The organism is Rhizobium sp. 01N447_2, assembly GCF_056399245.1.
Genome location: NZ_JBFTQY010000043.1, coordinates 35,167 through 52,037, shown reverse-complemented (window position 1 = coordinate 52,037; position 16,871 = coordinate 35,167). Strand labels below are relative to the sequence as shown.

The window sequence follows — 16,871 nt, the reverse complement described above, 5'->3', positions numbered from 1 at the left end:
AGCGTCAGCACCTTTTCGTAAAGGGCGGCGTCATTGGTGACGAACATGCCGCCTTCGCCTGTCGTCAGCGTCTTGGTGCCGTGGAAGGAGAAGGTGCCGAAGGCGCCCATCGAGCCGGCGCGGCGGCCGTGCCAGACGGAGCCGACCGCTTCAGCTGCATCCTCGATCACCGGAATGCCCGTCCTGTTGCCGATTTCCAGCAGAGCATCCATGTCGCAGAGGTTGCCGTAGAGATGCGTGGCGATAATGGCCTTGGTCTTCGGCGTGATATGGCGCTCAACCTCCTCGGGATCAATGCACCACGTATCGGCAAGCACGTCGACAAAAACGGGTCTTGCGCCGAGGTGGACGATCGGCGAGACGGTGGCAACCCAGTTCGTATCGGCGAGGATCACTTCATCGCCTTCGCCGACGCCGAGCGCCGCCAAGCCCATGTGCATGGCGCCGGTGCAGCTCGAGGTCGCGATGGCAAAGCCACTGCCGAGATAGGTTTTGAAGTCGCGTTCGAAGCGGTTGAGATAGTCGTAGCAGCGCGCGCCCCAGCCGGTGGCGGCGGCATCGGCCGCATAATCCGTTTCGAGCTGGGTGATCGAAGGCTTGGTGTAGAAGATCCTGTTTGTCATGCCGCTAATTTCTGTTGAATTGAAATCAAGACGCAGGCGCCCGCCACGACGCTAGTTTTTGAAGCTGGCGCGAGGCTCACATGATGATGTGTCGGGAGAGATCGTGCTCGTGGAAGACGAGGTTGGGCAGGTAGCCAAGTGCTACGAAATACTCCCGGTCGCTATTGACGCTGACGAAGACGGCGGTGCTTTCCAGCGGACTGTCGCTGAGTTTCACCGTCACCTTCACCTTTCCGTTGAGGCCGAGTTCGCGCATCAGGCCTTCGAGAGCGGTGATTTCCGAGAAACCGCCGAGAAGCAGCGTATCGATGCCGATTGCCGAATTCACTTCGCTCACCAGCGTCTGGATGGCGACCATCAGGGGCAACCTTTCACGGAAACTGCGAATTTCCGGGTGGTTGAGCATCCCGCCCCACATGATGCGGGTATAGAGCTCATAGGCCTTGATGAAGTTCTTGCGCTCCGCCCAGAAGCGGAAGGCGACCGCCATGCGATTGAGCGTGAAGACCTTGCACATCTCGTCATACTTGAGACGCGTCTCGGGCGTGAGGGTCATCGCACCGCGCTTGACGCCCATATAGAGGAAATATTCAAGCCCGCCGCGATAGCGGTCCCAGCTCGTCATGACGTCGTTGGTGCCTTCTTGCGGACGGTCGCGGGCGATCGCCGAATTGACGATGGAGCGGTAGAACGGCCGCTGCAGGAAGGAGACCGCGCCCTGATCGAGGAAATGCGCAAGGAACGGGAACGGGTAGAAGCAGAATTCTCTTGGAATCCAGGCCGACCGCAGGGCTGACGAGCGATAGATCGCGATTTCCGGAAAGATGTGGCCTTCGCAGATATACTGGAAGACGTCGCCGAAGCTTCCATGCGGAAACTTCCGATCCTCCTCGACATTGTAGAACTTCGTGATGTCGGTTTTGGCGACTTCGTCGTAGAGGAACCACGGCGCATGGGCGCAGGTCACCTCCTGATTGTTGTCGAGATATCTGATGGTGTCGGCCACCGCATCGGCAATCAGCATGTCGTCGTCGGCGAGATAGATGAGGTATTCGCCCTCGCCGAGGCGCAGAGCGCTCGTGACGTTTGCCGCGGCGCCGGCATTGGTTTCACGTTTGTAGTAGCGGATCGGCTGCCCGCGGGCGATGAATTCCTCGACCACCTGCTGCGTGCCGTCCGTGGAGGCATTGTCGCAGATGACGATTTCGAAGGGAAAGGCGAACTTGTAGTCGTTCTCGCAGTAGGTCAGCGCGTTTCTGAGATAGGCTTCGCGGTTATAGGTCGGGATGCAGATGCTGAGTTTGATACCGCTCAAAGGCTTGTCTCCTGGCCGTAGCTGTCAAGCGCGGCGTCACGCTCGCTGATGATGCTCGGCGTGAACGGCCAGGCGATGGAAAAGGCGGGATCGTCCCAGCGGACGCCACGGGCAAGGTCCGGCACGTAGGTTTCCGACATTTGGTAAAAGAGTTCGCAATCATCCTCGAGCGTCAGGAAGCCGTGTGCGCATCCGGCAGGTATGTAGAAGGCGTTGTGCCTGATGGCATCGAGCTCGACGGAGGCCCATTTGAGATAGCTTGGCGAATCCGGTCTCAGATCGAGCGCCACGTCGAAGACCCTGCCGCGCGTGGCGCGCACCAGCTTCACCTCCGGCCGCGGTTGGGCTTGGTAGTGCATGCCGCGCAACGTCCCGCGCTTGCGGTTCTGCGAGACATTGCACTGCGGGTAGACGGGCACGAGACCTTGCGCCGCAAAGGTCTGCGCGTCGAAGGTTCGTGCGAACATTCCCCGGTCGTCGGAGCGCGCGTCGATTTCCACGACAAAGGCACCCGAAACCGCGGTCGGAAGGAATTTCATCCGAGCACCGTCAGTTCCGGCACGGCAACGGCGAAGCGCCCGCCCCAGGCGCCAACCCTGCTGTTGGCCGCAACGACCTCGTTCTTGATGTTCCAGGGCAGGATGAGGATATAATCCGGCTGAGTCTCGTCCATCTTCTCCGGCGCGTAGATCGGCAGTTTGCTCCCCGGCAGGAAATGCCCCTGCTTGTGCGGATTGCGGTCGACGACGTATTCGATGAGGTCGGTGCCGACGCCGCAGAAATTCAGCAGCGTGTTGCCCTTGGCGGCAGCGCCATAGGCGGCGACCTTCTTGCCGCTGCGTTTGGCTTCCGCGAGGAAGGCGAGCAGCCCATCCTTGATCGGCGCCACGCGGCTCTGGAAAGCCTCGTAGGTCTCGACCTTGTCGAAACCGGCGGCCGCCTCGTCGGCGCGGACCTTGGCAAGGCCGCGGCCGATTGCATGAACCATGGACGTTGCGCGGCAGGCAAGCACGCGGAGACTCCCGCCATGGGTCGGCAATTCTTCCACATCAAAGATCTTGAGGCCGTGCGCCGCGAACACCTTTTCGACGGCCAGCAACGACAGATAGTAGAAATGCTCGTGGTAGACAGTGTCGAACTGGATGTTTTCCATCAGCCGCAACAGATGCGGGAATTCGACGCTGACGACGCCGTCAGGCTTCAGTACGGCCGAAAGCCCACCGACGAAATCGTTGATGTCAGGCACATGCGCCAGCACGTTGTTGCCGATGACAATGTCGGCGGCAAGGCCGCGGGAGACGAGATCGGCAGCGGTTTCCTTGCCGAAGAAGCGCGCTTCCGTGGGAACGCCGATCTGCCGCGCCACTTCCGCAACGTTTTCAGCCGGCTCGATGCCGAGCACCGGCACGCCTGCTTCGACGAAATGCTTGAGCAGGTAGCCGTCATTGCTCGCCACCTCGATCACCTGCGATGCCTCGCTGAGACCGAAGCGCTCACGCGCCATGATCGTAAACTGGCGGGCATGCTCCACCCAGCCGTCGCTGTAGGAGGAGAAATAGGCATAGTGGCTGAAGATATCCTCCGGCGGAACGAAGGCATCGGCCTGCACCAGCCAGCATTCGGAGCAGACGAAGGCGCGCAGCGGATAGGATGGCTCGGGCAGTTTGAGCTGCTCCTCCGTCAGATAGGCATTGGCGAGCGGCGTCGAGCCCAAGTCGACGAAACGATGCTTCAGCGGGGCATCGCAAAACCGGCAATTGTGCGCTGTCATGATACTGCTTCCTCATATGCCGCGATCTGGCCGAGCGAGAAGGCGCGCATGTCTTCGCCCTCGCGATTGGCCTTGTACCAAGCGGCAGTCCAGTCGATGGTCTGTTGCAGGCTGAGGCGCGGGCGCCAGCCGATGGTGTCGAGCGCAAGCGCCGAGCTCAGCGTCAGCGCCGGCGCTTCCGGCAGATGTTCGCCAGGCGCCAGCCGCCACACGTCTTCGACGCAGTGTGCACGTCCGAGCGCTTCGGCGAGTTCGGAAACAGTGGCGAAGCTTTCGGGATGCGGACCGAAATTCAGTGCATCCGGCAGATCCCTGCCGCGCTGCTCGGTCAGCACCTCAGCGAAGCTCAGATAACCGCCAAGCGGCTCCAGCACGTGCTGCCAGGGGCGGATCGCCGCGGGATAGCGCAGCATGATCGGTTCGCCGCCTTCGAAAGCGCGGATGAAATCCGGGATCAGCCGGTCCTTCGACCAGTCGCCGCCGCCGATGACATTGCCGGCGCGGACCGTGGCGAGCCTGAGATCGCGCCCTTTGAAGAAACTGTCGCGGTAGCTCTGGCAGACGAGTTCCGTGCAGGCTTTTGAATTGCTGTAGGGGTCCTTGCCACCGAGCGTATCGGACTCGACGAAGGGGATGCCGCTGCCGTTATTGGCGTAAACCTTGTCGGAGGTGATGACCAGCACGGTCTTGACGGAAGGTGTCTGCCTGACCGCGTCGAGAACATTTGCCGTTCCCATGACATTGGTCGAAAAGGTCTCGACCGGGTTCTCATAAGAACGCCGCACCAGAGCCTGCGCCGCCATATGGATGACGATCTCCGGTTGGAAACTTCTCGAGAGAGCGAAAAGCGCCTCGGCATTGCGGATATCGACGATGTGATGGCCGCGATCGTCCCAGGGAGCAAGCTTGCGATAGAGCGATGGTTCGGTCTCGGGCGCCAGCGACACAGCGGTAACCTCAGCGCCGAGCCGTTCCAGCCACAGGGAAAGCCACGATCCCTTGAAGCCGGTATGTCCGGTCAGGAAAACCCGCCGCCCGTTCCAGAAGTCCGTCAGGCCCATAGTTTCCACGGCGCCTTCCCGGAATTCCAGAGCTCTTCTAGGTGGTTGCGCTCGCGAAGCGTATCCATCGGCTGCCAGAAACCGTCATGCTTGAAGGCGGCGAGCTGGTTGTTGGCGGCGAGCCACTCCAGCGGCCCGGCTTCCCAGATCGTGTCGTCGCTGGGAATGAGATCGACCACCGACGGGTCGAGCACGAAGAAGCCGCCATTGATGCGCTGGCCGTCGCCCCTCGGCTTCTCGATGAAGGAGGTGATGTACTGTCCCTCGATATTCGTGGCGCCGTAACGTCCGGGCGGGGTGACCGCGCACATCGTCGCCTTCAGGCCATGGCTGCGATGGAAGGCGACTTCGGCGGCGATATCGATGTCGCCGACGCCATCGCCATAGGTCACGCAGAAAGGTTCGCCGGGTGTCAGATGATCGCGAATGCGCGCAATACGCCCGCCGGTCATCGAATACATGCCGGTATCGACCACAGTCACGCGCCAGTTCGGTCGTTTGCCGCCGTGATAGTTGATGCTGTTGGAGGCGAGGTCGACGGTGATGTCGTTGTGGTGCAGAACAAGGTTTACGAAATACTCCTTGATCATATAACCCTTGTAGCCGGCGCAGATGATGAAATCATTGAGCCCGTGGTGGGCGTAGATGCTCATGATGTGCCAGAGGATCGGCATGCCGCCGACTTCGACCAGTGGCTTGGGGCGGATACTGGTTTCCTCGGCAAGGCGCGAACCAAGGCCACCGGCAAGAATTACGACTTTCATCCCAAGCGAACTCCAGAGTGTCTCGTCAAGCTCCGGCAGACCACCCTCAGAGCCATCCGGGCTCTCGACAGGCGGAACGGCCGTATGTTCATCCTTGCCCCGGTATCCGATTTCGTTCTTGTGCGAGGCTTGCGGTGGTGTGGGAACCGACAGCCGCGCGTTTCGCAGGCCATGCGTTGAGCAATGGAACAACTTGCCGTTCGGGACATCCCGTTTGGCCGAAGGCACGTCCTTCCCCCAGTTTTACGAGGAGCGCCAAGCGGGCGCAATTGATCCGACCAGACGCGGCCGATCCTGATAGGAAAGCGTCAGATAGCCGGCCGATTGCCCCCGGGCAAAGGCCCGGCGCGTCGGCCCGAAGAAAAAAATCCCACTTCGGAATCCCGAAATTCCCCCGCTTCGGGATTCCGAAATTCGACGCCTTTCGCGGGCTGTCGTCATGGAGGAATATCCAATGATTTCAATCCCGCAACCAATTTCGGGATTCCGAAGTGCTATATAGATTATGGTGGGAGTTCCCTGCCGCCACACCTTGGCCGGATGGTTGCGGTTAAGCCTCCAGACTAAGCTGGAGTGGAGTGTCGTCTGCCTCGGCGACCTTAGGCTTACGTTTTGTTGCCGCCCGGCGTGGTGGTTTGGTGGTCTTCTGCAGAGTGTCGGAGCCGAGCTCGTCTGACTCGCCGCTGGGCAGCAGCGGGTAAGCAGCAAGCACCGCGCCGGCAGAAGCTACCTCAATGACCGGCTTGGGGGGAGGCATTTCAACGGCCGGTTCGGCAGCTGACACCTCGCGCGCCTTTGGTGGCTGGGGGTTGCCGGCTGCGGACGTGGCGTATCGGATCATCGCAAGACTCCATTATGTTCGCTATATGTTCACATTTTGGAGTGAGGGAGTCAATGGAGGCCAGCTATCAAGAGCGGGGACGATCCTGGATCCACAATTCAGCCAGCGCGGCTATTCCGCCCAGATGCCACCCTGAGGAGACAACTGTTTCGTGAGGAGATCACGTTTGGGGTTGAGCGGCCGAGCATCTATGGCAGCCTTCGACAAGGCGCGCTGTGACGCCGTTGGCCAACTGGAATTGATGTCGCTCGGCCGATCTAGGCCCATGTTGCTCGATGGCGGCATTGGATAAAGAAATCTTACGCGCTTATCGTCCTCGGTCGCGAAAGAGCCTTGCCTGCCTTTTGCCCCTGCAGCTCGATGAAGTTGTAGCCGAGCCATGCCAAAGCATAGACGATCGGAATCGTAATAAACAGCGTCACCGCCCAGCGGGAAGGGTCGGTCATCGGATAATTCTGGATCAATGTGGCTATGACTGGCAGCATGACCAGAAGGTGAATCAGATAGGCGCCAAACGAAAGCTCCCCCAAGTGATGGCAGAATCTGTTGCCCAAGAACGCGCCGACTGGGCGCGCAACGTCCGCCACCACTCTGGGCAGCCTATCAACATGCACCAGTCCAAAGAACAAGGCGACGAGACAAACACGAACGGCTTGATGGAGCACGGTCATAGCGCCACCAATCGGAATCAGGACCAACAGCGTCGCAATGACAAATGCCAGATAGGCCCGCCCGTTCGGTTTCATCCATAAAGCGCCTGCCAGCAGCATTCCTGCAGCGAAAACGTGCATTTTCATCGGCAAGAATGTTGGCATTGGAAACCGCACACCAAGTCGATGAACGGCGAGTGCTGTTAAGACACTCAAGATTACGATGATGACGATGCCTTTCAGCCACCCAATCCGACCAATGATGATCATCAAGAACGGGAGAGCAACATAAAATTGCATCTCCAACCCGATGCTCCAGTCCGGCAAGGCAGTGCGATACGCGTACTGGGGGATCAGGCCGAATATAAATGTCAGGTGCGTTAGGTAGTTGGCGATGCTGCCGTCCACATAGCGCGTTGCTGCTTGCGGTGGTTTGCCGTTGAAGGCGTCAATAATCATCCGAGCATCGTAGAGGTAGGGACCCAGGGCGAGGGCGACCACCAGCAGAACGTAGTATAAGGGAGCGATGCGGCAGAATCGCCTTGTCCAAAAAAATCGCCAGGTATCGGTCGATTCCCATGGCTCTCTATCTCTGCGCAGTTGATAGTGAAACACCATCAGGAAGCCAGATAGCATTATAAAAAGGTCTACGCCGAGATCTGGATCGCCAATAACTGGTACCTCGAAACCGGTCAAAAGGTGTGCATGTCCGATCAAGACCCAAAGGGCCGCAATGCCGCGCATTCCATCCAAGCAGCCAATTCGGCCACCGCCTGCGACGTTACCCATGGCATTCTCCCGTTAAACATGTAGTCTTTGTGCATACCAACGGCTGGATATGCAAGCGCAGGCGACGGCCTTCAAAATTTTTTAGTCGATCCGATTTTGCCGTTGAGGCAACGTAATATTGATCGACGTTGGAGAGACCACATGCTGAGGGCAAAAGTGGCGCCAGACCACGCTTTATACGCGCAAGGCTACTCATATAAATTGGTGGCAGGGCGCATTCACAAAATTGATGCCGGAACGAAAATTATCCATGCGCACGGCAAAATTGGACCGCTTCCGCCTGCCTTCGAGAGCTTCAAGGGGATACTGCGCTGGCTCAAAGGTGTCCTGCGTCCGTAGCAGCGGCGGCGCGGCTTGGCAGTGCGAAGTGAAATCCGGATGCTCTCGAACTGCGTGCGACCTTGAGTCCATGGTGTCGTTGGCGAACGGAATGACCAAGGTGCGACCCACCAAACGCTTACGCAGATCGGCGGGAATACGCTTTACGAAGTGAGGAATTGGAGAGCCCTTAGGCGAACAAGCCTTTGAGCGCATCGTGACTGGCCTTTGTTGCAAGGCACCTGCGCAACTTTAGTTGGAAAGGCTTAACTCCTTGATCTTGGTAGCGATCAAGAATGGAATGGTGCCCAGAAGAGGACGGGTCTCAATTGTGTGTCCGATATTGAAATCATACGGCTATTTATCCGTTTCTCGCTTCGTTGTGGGGCAGTCCTGTGTAGCAGTTTAGCCTTGACCATTCAAGTTTAGAAGCGCGCCGCACCGCAGTCAGGCGTACCACCCTTGTCGGTTCACCTAGAAATGTCGCCCGTTGTCTCGGCCAAAACTTCGTTCAGGGCGTACGCCACATTGTTCCGAATGATGAAGCGGGTAATAGGACTTGCGCTTTGTGCCACAGCGTTAAGGCGGGATCGGATTTCCTCGGCCCAAGCCTTCTCCTCGGGCAAGTCATGTTGGAGATTGCCATGGCCGTATCGCGTTTTCAGGGCGAGCAGGACGAGGCGTTGGTGTGAAGGGTGCAGGTCTAGCAAAGAAGTAACAAATTCATTTGGATCGATTTTCGCTAGAACCGGCACACTATAAAGGTCACCAGCGTTTTGTCCGACGTTAAGTCTGCGGTAGAATAAAGCTGGGTCCGATTTCATATCCGCAAGGATTCCGCTCGCCAATTCAGGCAAACGATCCTGTGCTGCAGCCTTCCTCTTTTCCAGTAGGTACTGAAAGACTTCTTGGAACTGTGGCGTGGTGACGTCCTGGAAACCTAGCCCGTCGTTCCCCGTTCTGCTCGTTTCCAAGTAATCCCCATTATGCCGCAGCGGCTCTATACGAGCGCTCCGATACAGCTCGTCGACATAAGTTTTGCATTCGCCGACAATCGTCTCTGGGTTGCGCGAAATTACTTCAATGCGCGATAACCAAAGTCTCAAGCCAAATACGTGGAGGACTTCGCCCGACTTATAGTAATCGCGCCTCGCAAATGCAGCTTCCATCTTATCGAGCGCCACGTTGAAATCTTGTTCAGACCGCTCGAATGCGTGCCAGACAGTACGCCAAGGGTCCTCATCCGCAGCCGTAATGAAGAATGAGCTTGCGTTAACGTCGGCATTTATTCGCGTTTCGTCCACAAGCCCCTTCGTGAGAATATCAGATAGAGTCTCGTCCGACAGCAGTGACGACCCAAGTTCCACTGATGGGTATCGCGCTTCGGCGAGGGAAATGGCGGGCAAGGCGGTCGCTTCCTGAGATCTCCGCATTTGCGCGCTAATCAATTGGTTCCGGCGCTTATCGATGTCCGCTGAGGTCAACCTCCCAGCTTTGACCTCGAACGATAGCGCAAAGAGAAGGCCCAGTAGAGCCTTCATTGCCTCTTCATGATCGCGGTGCTTTGCCGACAGGGAGATGAAAATGCGCTCGAAATCCCAGATCGTTTGCTGAAGAATGCGCAGATTGTTGAACCCGGCTTGGTGATAGAGTTCCGCAACATAACCCGAATGCTTCTGCAGAACGGTTCTGGTCAACGAGTATTCCGTGTTGCTGAGAAATTCGGACAGCGCTTCGTCGAAAGCCGACTGCAGCTTGAGTGTCTTCCCTATCAGCTTCTCTCTGACGCGCGCATAGTCGCCTGACTTGTCAATTTCATCCTCGTTCGCAATGATTATAACCTTGCGGTCCTCATGCTCGACGAAGTGATTTATGTAACCGAGAACACTGTTGATTGGTGCCACGCATCGTTCAAGGTCATCGAAAATAAAGACGTCCGCTCTCGTTCTTCCAATTACATCTTTCGCACCAACCTCCGTGCTAACGTTAAAAAACCTCGCGCCTGTCTTTAGTATTTCGCCAGCTACGCGAGCTGCTTTACTGTCGAGCAGGGGATAAGCGGCGCGGAAGAGCGCGTGATCGATTTCAGCCAATGACGTGAGACCATAGAGGCTTACGTACGCGTACGATGTTCCAGCCTCGGTTAGCGGCTTCATGAACTGCTTGACGAGAAACGTTTTGCCGATGCCCCATGGACCATCCAAAAGGACAGCGTAGTGCGGCGGCTTAGTGAAATTTATATAATACTTGAGGAAGGATTTAACGTGCTGATTGGGGTCCATGAAGGTCTCGTGTTTGCAGGGGCGCTAGATCACATCAAAAGCTGAAATGCGTTGGCGGAGGAAGTGCCGTAATGCAATTACGATGTCGAGCGAACGGGACACCCCGATGTGTCAGGCGGGTTAGCGTTGCGCGGCCAACGTCAGGGGCAGTCCGCAATTACGGAGGGTTACGAATTAGAACTAGTGAGAGCGCACCTTTACATCCCGTCAACCCCTGATAGACATGGAGACATCATTTAACGCGGTGCTGTCGGAACTATGAAACGTCTTATTGACCTGTCCAACGATGAAGCGCGCGTGTTTTTTCTCAGAGGATCAAGTTATTTCAACGGGGACTTTCCAGAATATATTAATTTTGAACCTCTATTACAAAGTGTCTCTGGCGTCTTAAATGATGGCTTCTATGCCGATTATAAGAAACACGATCCGGGCCGCCAATACGGCGTGAACTATAGCTTTGTCACGAACAAAGACGGTCGGTTTGCGTGGCGACCTTTCGAACTAATGAACCCGGCAATATACGTCTCCTTGGTCAATCTCATCTGCAAATCGGAAAACTGGAAACACATTCAGGGCAGTTTCGAAGATTATGAAACGGGAACCGTAGAATGTAGCAGCGCTCCTATGGTCTCGGATAATGCGGAAACCGATAAGGCCGTTCAGGTTCAGAGTTGGTGGCAACGTTTAGAGCAACGGTCGCTCTTGAGTTCGTTGGAGTTCAGCCACGTTTTGCATACTGACGTTTCAGATTGTTACGGATCGCTTTACACCCACAGCATCTCGTGGGCACTGCACGGGCTTGAGGTTGCAAAGCAAAAAGACAACGCCAGCAAGCTTGGGAACGATATCGACCGGCACATTCAGTCAAGCAGGTTTGGTCAGACCAATGGTATTTCTCAAGGCTCCGTTCTGATGGATTTCGTTGCGGAGATGGTGCTGGGCTACGTAGATAAGCTCGTATCGGGCGACTTGCCCACTTCGACGGATTATCGGATTCTGCGCTACCGTGACGACTATAGAATTTTCACCAATAGCGACGAACGGGCGGAATCAATTCTAAAGCTGATCAGCGAAAAGTTACGTTCGGTCGGTATGAAGCTGAACACCAGTAAGACATCGCTAACAACCAATGCTGTTTCCGGATCTGTGAAAGAAGACAAGTTGGCGGGGATCGAGCTGCAAGACCTGGGCGACGCGAACGCCAAGACCGTTCAAAAGCAGCTTCTAAGACTTCACGCGTTCGGAAGAAGGTTTCCTAACAGTGGTGCCTTGCGCCGATTGGTAGGTGAGTTCCACTCTAAAATCACTAAACAAAAGATTCCGCCTGACGACCTTGAGGTTCAAATTGCCATCGCTACCGACATTGCATTTGTTTCGCCGCTCACTTTCCCAGCGGTCGCGGGGATTCTCAGCCACCTGATATCGCTGGCATCTTCTCAGGAAGATAAGTCCCGTCTGTGGGCGCTCGTTCAAAAGAAAATGGCACGAGTCCCACACAATGGATATCTCGAAATATGGTTGCAACGCGTCACGAAGCCGAAGGCGGTGGGGATCGAATTCATCAGCGGCGAACCGATATGTAAAATCGTGAACGGCGACCTCGCAGCGTTGTGGAATAATGACTGGGTGTCGAGTAAAAAACTTGTGGCTGCGATGGATGTGTCTCAAATCCTCATTAAGCAGCCCGAGGAAGCGCCTGAGGTGATGCCTCCCGAGGAAATCGAACTGTTCAACAAGAACGCAATTATGTACTGACACGAGAAATCGACGATTTTCGGCGCTCGACTACGCGCTGTTTCATAAGCTGCTCAAGCTGGATGGACATAGGTAGCAAGCGGCTGCGTGCTGCTTTTCAAGTAGCCTAGCGCGGGACGATGTGCTTCGTCAGGTAGGCCAACGTTGCCGCCATCTGGTGGAGGATCGACAAGATGGATGCAAAGTCAGGCGTTGGGGCAGGGACAGCCGTCTGAGTGCGCCGATGCTCAGCATATGCAGTGACGACCATCTCACACACATTGGCGGTTTCCACGGTATCTACCAGCGTGGCAATGCGAATAGCTTGGCCTTCGTTCAGGAAGAATTCGCCGGTAGGCCGACCTCCCATTGCGTCTGAGGGCTTCTCTACGATGGGTAGGGCTCCATAGCGTGCGAGTTCATCAGCGTGCCGCCTGATGAGGTCTCGTATCTTTGCTGCGCGCGCGTAGGCGAGCCGTCTAGCGAGTTCGAGGTCATGGATGCGCGGCTCGGCGTCCACCATGTGCAGCGTGACAGAAGTCGTCATAATCGGATTTTTCCTTGAGATTTCGACCGAGTGGCCTTGAATAGACTAGGCGCGTTGGCGCGCAGCCACGGTAATCGGTCAAAGACAAATAGTGGGAAGGCGTGCAGCAAATTCAAAAGGCGAGCTTATGGCCCGCCTTGTGGATGGTCGAAGATCAAGGGGACGTGACCGTGTCACGCGCTGGCGAATTCGTCGGGAGACGCGCGCTGCGGCTTTCTACTATGCACCATACCCATCCCTTTCGAGATGAAAAGCTCGTACCGCGCTGTCTCCAGATACAAAGAGAAATGGCGGATCTCGATGGTGAACGCTCCGAATGAGAATGTCATGTAAGTTAATCCTTGGCGATTTGTGCGACTATTCGCGAGGTATGAATAGGCTGGGCGTACGGTCGGCGTCAAGCGAAAAATAGAAATTATATAACGATATCAATTACGTAAGCGAGAATGAGCACGGTGAGCGAATGCGMGGTAGTCGTTTGGAAGCCGAAGACAGACGGACGCACAGATGCACCCGGTTTATTCGAAAGACACAATATTGAAGGGCGGGCTTGCCTCCGCTAGCACAGCATACTAGTCAGCCCGTCAGTCGCGCTCTGCGCTCTTGTCCGCTTTGACTTGGCGGTTTGGCGGACGAGCAGCACAGGGCGCGGCCTGTCGTTTCTAAATGCAGCAAAGCCGCCCATTGTGGAGCGGCTCTGTGCTTGCCAGCTGCTGGCGCGGTTGCTTGTTCCTGAGCTTTAGAGCCTGTCAGACCCGTTCGATGACGCGGGATACCTGCACAGCGGACCATGTGCCACCTCTCGGCGTGGCTATGCCCATGGCGTTCAGCGTCTCAGCGATCTTGGCGAGCGACTGCTTAGCGTCGCGTAGCGGGCCAATCACCTTGATCAACCGCTGCGCCTCGGCGTTGGCCTTCTCTTGAATAGCCACGTTACGCTTCATCGTCGTGTCCCTCAGTCCGCCCAGCTTTACGCCTCGGTCCTTTGCCGCGCGCAACGCCGCCTTTGTGCGCTCGCTGATGAATGTGCGCTCTTGCTCAGCCAGTGCCGCGTAGATGTGGAGCTGGAACTTGTCAGCGCGCGGCATCTGAGCCACGCGGAGCTTCACCTTCTTGTCATCCATGAGCGAAGAGATGAAGGCAACCTTACGGCTGAGACGGTCGAGCTTGGCCACAAGGAGTTCAGCGCCTGTCTTGCGCACCAAACCAAGGGCCTTGGCCAGTTCGGGCCGGTCGTTGTCGCTGCCTGACAGGACATCTTGGAACTGCCCTAAGATCTCGTAAGGCACCTCAGAGAAGTTGTTTAGGAAGATATCGATGTCGCGTTGCTGCGCTTCTAGGCCTAGACCGCTCTTGCCCTGGTCTTCAGTGGATACCCGTGTGTAGATGACGTAACGCTGCACTTGGTCTCTCCCTGTTGTGCCTGTTATGGAGAGATAGAGAGCGGCGTTACAAATGTCAACGGACGTTGTGTATGTTATGAAAACGGTTCGGCGTGGCTGCTGGGGACCGGCCATGCGCCTAGCATAAGGAGAGCAGGAGGAGGCGCGGTGCGCGTCAGACCCCAAGGGCTGAGGCGTTATCCCGCGCTGCGGCCTGTCAAGGATGAGCGCAGAGCGCGGGCCTATCGCTAGCCAAAGTGCGCCCATGGCGGGCCTCGGGTCTCTGTCTGCCGGAATGTCCAGCAACAGCAGAAGGACCGCACAAGGACAGCCGTGGGCAAGCTGCATGTCCCGCATCAAGCGTGATCGCGAGCGCCGAGGGCGATGCAGTGCGAGAGGCGGGTGGAACGAGGGATGGAGAATACAACGATCAACCCACGATCAAATGTCACTCAGGGCCGACGGGGAGTTTTCAGAAATTCTAATATCATAAGAGGCCGCACATTTTTGCTTCCGTGAACATCGAGCGCCGCGCACTGCTAATAAAATTTCCGGCCACGGTTTAAGCCGCGCGTGCTTGTCCTTCTATCTCGGGACTTCTTCACGCTGGCTCTAGTTAGCGCTTGGGGTCGTATGCTGCACCGTACGATGTACGGATTGCACCGCGCTGCACCTTCAGCCCTGCCTTACGCACCATCTGCAACACATACTCAACGTCGATCCCACGGGCTTCAGCAATCTCGGTAGAATGCCGACCTTCCTTGAACTCCTGCACAATGAGGGCGTTGCGCGCGGCCACCTGCTGAGATTTGGCGTTGCCGTTAGCCTTCCATACAGTCGCGCTCGAATATCCTGTGAGGGTGACAATCTCAGCATTGTTCTTGCCTTCTGCCGAAAGTGCACGGATGCGGTCCAGGTCTGCCTTCGGCCGGGCCTCCTGCTTCCGGTAGGTAATCTCTCCATCTCTGGCGAGTTCTTCAAGAATGCGGCTGACGCTCGTCGAGTCGCAATCCATTCGCTTGGCAATCTCGAATGGTCGGAGACCCTGAACATGGAACGCCTTCAAGCTGTCGCGATCGATGGTATTACGGTCGAGCGTGATGCCAGCCGAAAGCAAGACCGTACGCGCGCACGCCACTGTGCATCCCACTTCGGCAGCAATCGCCGGGGTGTTGTAACCTGCGCGGTGCAGGGCAAAGATATAGTCGTGGTCGAATGTGCGCACTGAGGCCCGTAGCTCGATGCCTTCCTCCATGAGGATGCGCTTCACTGTCTCGCGTCTTGTGCGATAGGTCTTAGCGAGGGAGGCCAGCGTCGCCCCGTTGCGGTAGGCCTTGCAAAGGTCTGCGCGACCCATTGCGAACCGTTCAGACCGACGCCGTCGCAGGTCGCCCCTGTTGCGCTCGGTTCGCCTGGCCCTGCCATTTACCTTCTTGGTATTCCAGATGAGGTTGGAGAGGAGGTTGCAAGCCGGTGTGTCGTTCAGGTGGAGAGATTCGAAACCTTCAGGGCACGGCCCTCGGTGGGCTTCGAGCACGAGCCTATGCACCTGCTTCGGAGGCTGTCGACCTTCGGGCGTGGTCAGGATGATGTAGATGTAGCCTGTGCGGTGAAGATACGGATCAACAATCGCGCCCGTGGTGGCGACTCTAATGCGTCCATGCGTACTGGCTTCGTGCGTCGGGATGCTCGGGATTGTTGCCCATTCTTCATCTGCAAGCGCGGCGTGGCCCGCCTCTTCGATAGGTTGTGTCATGTGGCGAGATCTTCCTAAGATGTCAGGAGCTATTGACCAGAGGCTAGCTTGCTCTGCTGGGTCTTGAGGCTTTGGAACGACGAGAAGCCCTGCATTCCAGCGCCAACAAGTCCGGTGGCTAGATTGCCGAAGGACGGCCCCTTTGCCTTCGGGACTTTGTGCACGGTGTCGACGTAGGCCGATGCTGACGCCTGACGCTTGGCCATGTTGTCCAGCGCGTCCCACGTAAGGTTCTGCGTGCTTGCGGCCTGACGGTCAGCTTCTTGTCGGTCGAGGTCGGCCATGAGGCTTTCGACGGAAAGACCAGCTTGTCCTTCAGACGCAGATTCGTTCTCCTGCTCCGCCCGTACGCGCTGGTATTCCGTGTCCATGGTGAAGGAGTCTTGGGCCTGAGCTTGGTTCTTCTGGACTTCCTGCTGCTGCAGGACGTTCTGCTCAGAGCTAAATGTTGCCTGAGCGTTCGCCACGTTTTTGGCGTACATTTTATTCTGGTTGTCGGCTTCTTGCTGCTGCTGGGCGTAGCCGCCGAGGGCTTGAGCCACGCCGAGACCCGCAGTCAATACGCCCATGGTAACGGGTTCGCACATGGCTAGTCCTTTATGTGAAGTAGTTGGGTGAAGGGGGTTTAGGAGAAAGCGCGAGCCACGAGGCTGCGCACTGAGACCCAAGGGAAGCTGTCGGCTAGTCCTGTAGGATCGGGGAGGCACACGCCGGGAATACCTGCGGAGTTGATGCCTGGAGCAAGTATGATGGCCTTCTTGACCGCATAGACGCGAGAGAGATTTGACACCCTATAGTCGGGGAAGCGCGCGGGTGTTCTCCACTCTTCGCCATCGAGGGTAACAGTCTCCAGCAGTTCGGCCGCGAAGGTGCGAGCACGCAGGGCGGTAACGCGGCGCTTGATCACCTTGCCGTCAACCGCCAGCTGAACCACCTTGTTGGCGTCGGGCTTGACCGGTCGGCCCGTGCCGATGCGGAGCACTCGGGCTTGCATATTGATAGCGTAATGCGGGGCTTCTTCGATTGCTCGGAAGCCTT

The 16,871-nt window shown here is 57.0% G+C and carries 16 protein-coding genes; 2 read left to right on the top strand and 14 right to left on the bottom strand.

The annotated features are described in order from the left end of the window. The 8 genes from AC1ECN_RS24775 to AC1ECN_RS24740 all read right to left on the bottom strand — a co-directional run. Positions 1-623: DegT/DnrJ/EryC1/StrS family aminotransferase (locus AC1ECN_RS24775; protein ID WP_477954382.1), on the bottom strand; the 623-nt coding region annotated here is incomplete at its 3' end. 76 nt (positions 624-699) lie between these two features. After that, positions 700-1,938 (bottom strand): glycosyltransferase family 2 protein, encoded by a 1,239-nt coding sequence (locus AC1ECN_RS24770; RefSeq protein WP_130673403.1) that lies wholly within the window; start codon positions 1,936-1,938, stop codon positions 700-702. After that, positions 1,935-2,477 carry a dTDP-4-dehydrorhamnose 3,5-epimerase gene (gene rfbC, locus AC1ECN_RS24765; RefSeq protein WP_130673404.1) on the bottom strand — a complete coding sequence of 181 codons (543 nt, stop codon included), beginning with the start codon at positions 2,475-2,477 and terminating at the stop codon, positions 1,935-1,937. The genes AC1ECN_RS24770 and rfbC overlap by 4 nt, the downstream gene beginning before the upstream one ends. Next, positions 2,474-3,709: a class I SAM-dependent methyltransferase gene (locus tag AC1ECN_RS24760; RefSeq protein WP_130713913.1), complete on the bottom strand. Its 1,236-nt coding sequence runs from the start codon at positions 3,707-3,709 to the stop codon at positions 2,474-2,476. Before AC1ECN_RS24760 ends, rfbC begins: the two co-directional genes overlap by 4 nt. Beyond that, positions 3,706-4,770, bottom strand: coding sequence for a CDP-glucose 4,6-dehydratase (rfbG, locus tag AC1ECN_RS24755; RefSeq protein WP_130673580.1), 1,065 nt, complete (start codon positions 4,768-4,770; stop codon positions 3,706-3,708). The genes AC1ECN_RS24760 and rfbG overlap by 4 nt, the downstream gene beginning before the upstream one ends. Next, entirely contained in the window at positions 4,761-5,534 is a 774-nt protein-coding gene (rfbF, locus tag AC1ECN_RS24750) for a glucose-1-phosphate cytidylyltransferase (protein ID WP_026170764.1), read from the bottom strand. Before rfbF ends, rfbG begins: the two co-directional genes overlap by 10 nt. A 550-nt stretch (positions 5,535-6,084) precedes the next feature. Continuing rightward, positions 6,085-6,375 carry a hypothetical protein gene (locus tag AC1ECN_RS24745; protein ID WP_018070286.1) on the bottom strand — a complete coding sequence of 97 codons (291 nt, stop codon included), beginning with the start codon at positions 6,373-6,375 and terminating at the stop codon, positions 6,085-6,087. 299 nt (positions 6,376-6,674) lie between these two features. Then, the gene (locus AC1ECN_RS24740) at positions 6,675-7,814 is read right to left on the bottom strand and encodes an acyltransferase family protein (protein ID WP_130687038.1); all 1,140 of its coding nucleotides are present in this window, start codon (positions 7,812-7,814) and stop codon (positions 6,675-6,677) included. A gap of 141 nt (positions 7,815-7,955) precedes the next feature. On the opposite strand from AC1ECN_RS24740, the gene AC1ECN_RS24735 reads away from it, so the two are divergent. Then, on the top strand, positions 7,956-8,153 hold the full coding sequence (locus AC1ECN_RS24735; RefSeq protein WP_130673407.1) for a hypothetical protein: 198 nt from the start codon (positions 7,956-7,958) through the stop codon (positions 8,151-8,153). A 449-nt stretch (positions 8,154-8,602) separates the two neighbouring features. Here AC1ECN_RS24735 and AC1ECN_RS24730 read toward each other — a convergent pair whose 3' ends face one another. Then, complete coding sequence (locus AC1ECN_RS24730; RefSeq protein WP_130673408.1) at positions 8,603-10,414, bottom strand: P-loop NTPase fold protein; 1,812 nt, start codon at positions 10,412-10,414, stop codon at positions 8,603-8,605. Between the two features lie 258 nt (positions 10,415-10,672). Here AC1ECN_RS24730 and AC1ECN_RS24725 point away from each other — a divergent pair, with 258 nt between their 5' ends. Continuing rightward, positions 10,673-12,169 carry an RNA-directed DNA polymerase gene (locus AC1ECN_RS24725; RefSeq protein ID WP_130673409.1) on the top strand — a complete coding sequence of 499 codons (1,497 nt, stop codon included), beginning with the start codon at positions 10,673-10,675 and terminating at the stop codon, positions 12,167-12,169. Between the two features lie 106 nt (positions 12,170-12,275). On the opposite strand, the gene AC1ECN_RS24720 is transcribed toward AC1ECN_RS24725, so the two are convergent. The 5 genes from AC1ECN_RS24720 to AC1ECN_RS24700 all read right to left on the bottom strand — a co-directional run bounded on the left by AC1ECN_RS24720 (position 12,276) and on the right by AC1ECN_RS24700 (position 16,827). Then, positions 12,276-12,695, bottom strand: coding sequence for a hypothetical protein (locus AC1ECN_RS24720; protein ID WP_164582516.1), 420 nt, complete (start codon positions 12,693-12,695; stop codon positions 12,276-12,278). 749 nt (positions 12,696-13,444) lie between these two features. After that, complete coding sequence (locus tag AC1ECN_RS24715; RefSeq protein ID WP_164582518.1) at positions 13,445-14,098, bottom strand: recombinase family protein; 654 nt, start codon at positions 14,096-14,098, stop codon at positions 13,445-13,447. A gap of 595 nt (positions 14,099-14,693) precedes the next feature. Next, on the bottom strand, positions 14,694-15,833 hold the full coding sequence (locus tag AC1ECN_RS24710) for an HNH endonuclease signature motif containing protein (protein ID WP_164582520.1): 1,140 nt from the start codon (positions 15,831-15,833) through the stop codon (positions 14,694-14,696). A gap of 29 nt (positions 15,834-15,862) precedes the next feature. Further along, the gene (locus AC1ECN_RS24705; RefSeq protein WP_130673410.1) at positions 15,863-16,420 is read right to left on the bottom strand and encodes a virion core protein, T7 gp14 family; all 558 of its coding nucleotides are present in this window, start codon (positions 16,418-16,420) and stop codon (positions 15,863-15,865) included. A 38-nt stretch (positions 16,421-16,458) separates the two neighbouring features. After that, positions 16,459-16,827, bottom strand: coding sequence for a hypothetical protein (locus AC1ECN_RS24700; RefSeq protein WP_164000733.1), 369 nt, complete (start codon positions 16,825-16,827; stop codon positions 16,459-16,461). Positions 16,828-16,871: the final 44 nt, after the last annotated feature.

Bases quoted from the DNA above. Each gene is read 5' to 3' on its own strand.
- rfbG (WP_130673580.1), bottom strand. From the start codon at position 4,770: ATGGGCCTGACGGACTTCTGGAACGGGCGGCGGGTTTTCCTGACCGGA.
- AC1ECN_RS24730 (WP_130673408.1), bottom strand. From the start codon at position 10,414: ATGGACCCCAATCAGCACGTTAAATCCTTCCTCAAGTATTATATAAAT.
- rfbC (WP_130673404.1), bottom strand. From the start codon at position 2,477: ATGAAATTCCTTCCGACCGCGGTTTCGGGTGCCTTTGTCGTGGAAATC.
- AC1ECN_RS24720 (WP_164582516.1), bottom strand. From the start codon at position 12,695: ATGACGACTTCTGTCACGCTGCACATGGTGGACGCCGAGCCGCGCATC.
- AC1ECN_RS24725 (WP_130673409.1), top strand. From the start codon at position 10,673: ATGAAACGTCTTATTGACCTGTCCAACGATGAAGCGCGCGTGTTTTTT.
- AC1ECN_RS24705 (WP_130673410.1), bottom strand. From the start codon at position 16,420: ATGTGCGAACCCGTTACCATGGGCGTATTGACTGCGGGTCTCGGCGTG.
- AC1ECN_RS24745 (WP_018070286.1), bottom strand. From the start codon at position 6,375: ATGATCCGATACGCCACGTCCGCAGCCGGCAACCCCCAGCCACCAAAG.
- AC1ECN_RS24700 (WP_164000733.1), bottom strand. From the start codon at position 16,827: ATGCAAGCCCGAGTGCTCCGCATCGGCACGGGCCGACCGGTCAAGCCC.
- AC1ECN_RS24740 (WP_130687038.1), bottom strand. From the start codon at position 7,814: ATGGGTAACGTCGCAGGCGGTGGCCGAATTGGCTGCTTGGATGGAATG.
- AC1ECN_RS24735 (WP_130673407.1), top strand. From the start codon at position 7,956: ATGCTGAGGGCAAAAGTGGCGCCAGACCACGCTTTATACGCGCAAGGC.
- AC1ECN_RS24710 (WP_164582520.1), bottom strand. From the start codon at position 15,833: ATGACACAACCTATCGAAGAGGCGGGCCACGCCGCGCTTGCAGATGAA.
- AC1ECN_RS24760 (WP_130713913.1), bottom strand. From the start codon at position 3,709: ATGACAGCGCACAATTGCCGGTTTTGCGATGCCCCGCTGAAGCATCGT.
- rfbF (WP_026170764.1), bottom strand. From the start codon at position 5,534: ATGAAAGTCGTAATTCTTGCCGGTGGCCTTGGTTCGCGCCTTGCCGAG.